3 protein-coding genes and 1 tRNA gene are annotated in these 2,301 nt (G+C 56.2%); all 4 read right to left on the minus strand.

Features of this window, described 5'->3' with window-relative positions:
* Nucleotides 1–35: 35 nt before the first annotated feature.
* Nucleotides 36–569, minus strand: coding sequence for a transcription termination/antitermination protein NusG (gene nusG / locus HU729_RS25440; RefSeq protein WP_003255501.1), 534 nt, complete (start codon nt 567–569; stop codon nt 36–38).
* Nucleotides 570–578: 9 nt separating this feature from the next.
* Nucleotides 579–947: a preprotein translocase subunit SecE gene (gene secE / locus HU729_RS25445; protein WP_186670240.1), complete on the minus strand. Its 369-nt coding sequence runs from the start codon at nt 945–947 to the stop codon at nt 579–581.
* 44 nt (nt 948–991) lie between these two features.
* Nucleotides 992–1,067: transfer RNA gene (locus HU729_RS25450), tRNA-Trp, on the minus strand.
* Between the two features lie 55 nt (nt 1,068–1,122).
* Nucleotides 1,123–2,301: elongation factor Tu (gene tuf, locus HU729_RS25455; protein ID WP_028699111.1), on the minus strand; the 1,179-nt coding region annotated here is incomplete at its 5' end.

The raw sequence follows: 2,301 nt of genomic DNA on the forward strand, positions 1-2,301 counted from the left end.
AAAGGGGGCGGGGGGGTATGGGATGCGTCGTTCAGTTAGACCTTCTCGACCTGACTGAACTCGAGCTCTACCGGAGTAGAGCGACCGAAAATGAGCACTGCAACCTGCAGGCGGCTCTTCTCGTAGTTAACTTCTTCGACGCTACCGTTGAAATCAGCGAATGGACCGTCAATGACGCGAACCACTTCGCCCGGCTCGAACAGCGTCTTCGGCTTGGGCTTGTCACTGCCATCGGCAACGCGACGCAGGATAGCTTCAGCCTCTTTATCGGTGATCGGCGCGGGCTTGTCCGCGGTACCACCAATGAAACCCATGACTCGAGGGGTATCCTTGACCAAGTGCCAAGTCCCTTCGTTCATTTCCATCTGCACCAGGACGTAGCCCGGGAAGAATTTACGCTCACTCTTGCGCTTCTGGCCGTTGCGCATTTCGACGACTTCTTCGGTCGGGACGAGAATCTCGCCAAACCCGTCTTCCATGCCTGCCAGCTTTACGCGCTCGATGAGGGAGCGCATTACATGCTTCTCGTAACCCGAGTAAGCATGCACAACATACCAACGCTTAGCCACGAGACACCCTTAGCCAACAATCAAGGAAACCAACCAACCGAGCAGGGAATCGAGACCCCACAACAGCAGCGCCATAACGAGCACCACAGCCACAACGATCAAAGTGGTCTGAGTAGTCTCCTGGCGGGTTGGCCATACGACTTTACGAATTTCGGTACGAGCTTCCTTCGCCAGCGCAAAGAACGACTTACCCTTCGCAGTCTGCAGAGCAACAAAGCCTGCGACAGCTGCCAGGGCGAGCAGCGCGAGAACGCGGTACAGGATAGGAGCAGCGGAGTAATACTGATTACCCACGACACCTACGACAACCAATGCAACTACAGCCAGCCACTTGAACAGATCAAAACGCGATTCTTGGGCTTCAGTTTTGGGAGTCATCGGGGAGGATCCTGTAAGAAGAAAGCCAATCACACCGAGGTGAATGGCAGGTCAGGAGGGAATCGAACCCCCAACCTACGGTTTTGGAGACCGTCGCTCTGCCAATTGAGCTACTGACCTGTAACGCTGTATCAGGCCGGCCATTATGCCGGCCTGATTTAGATAAATCAACTACTTATTCAATAATCTTCGCTACGACGCCGGCGCCGACGGTACGACCGCCTTCACGGATGGCGAAGCGCAGACCGTCTTCCATTGCGATGGTCTTGATCAGGGTGACAGTCATCTGAATATTGTCACCTGGCATTACCATCTCAACGCCTTCCGGCAGTTCGCAGTTACCGGTCACGTCAGTGGTACGGAAGTAGAACTGAGGACGGTAGCCTTTGAAGAACGGAGTGTGACGACCGCCTTCTTCCTTCGACAGAACGTAGACTTCTGCGGTGAACTTGGTGTGCGGCTTGACCGAACCTGGCTTGACCAGAACCTGGCCACGCTCAACGTCGTCACGCTTGGTACCACGCAGCAGAACGCCGCAGTTCTCGCCAGCACGACCTTCGTCCAGCAGCTTGCGGAACATCTCAACGCCGGTGCAGGTGGTGGTGGTGGTGTCACGCAGACCAACGATTTCCAGCGGATCCTGAACGCGGACGATACCACGCTCGATACGGCCGGTCACAACGGTACCACGACCCGAGATCGAGAATACGTCTTCGATCGGCATCAGGAACGGCTGGTCGACCGCACGAACTGGCTCAGGGATGTAGGCATCCAGAGTCTCTACCAGCTTCTTGACAGCGGTAGTGCCCATTTCGTTGTCGTCTTTGCCTTCCAGCGCCATACGAGCCGAACCGATGATGATCGGGGTGTCGTCGCCTGGGAAGTCGTAGGTGGACAGCAGGTCGCGAACTTCCATCTCGACCAGTTCCAGCAGCTCAGCGTCGTCTACCAGGTCAGCCTTGTTCAGGAAGACCACGATGTACGGAACGCCTACCTGACGGGACAGCAGGATGTGCTCACGGGTTTGTGGCATCGGACCATCGGCGGCCGAGCAAACCAGGATCGCGCCGTCCATCTGGGCAGCACCGGTGATCATGTTCTTCACGTAGTCAGCGTGACCTGGGCAGTCAACGTGAGCGTAGTGACGAATGTTCGAGTTGTACTCGACGTGAGCGGTGTTGATGGTGATACCGCGCGCTTTTTCTTCCGGAGCCGAGTCGATCTTGTCGAACTCAACGACTGCCGAACCGAAAACTTCGGAGCAGACGCGAGTCAGAGCTGCGGTCAGAGTGGTCTTACCGTGGTCAACGTGGCCGATAGTGCCGACGTTAACGTGGGGAAGGGAACGATCAAA

The organism is Pseudomonas sp. RW10S2, from assembly GCF_014268985.1.
Taxonomy (GTDB): domain Bacteria; phylum Pseudomonadota; class Gammaproteobacteria; order Pseudomonadales; family Pseudomonadaceae; genus Aquipseudomonas; species Aquipseudomonas wayambapalatensis.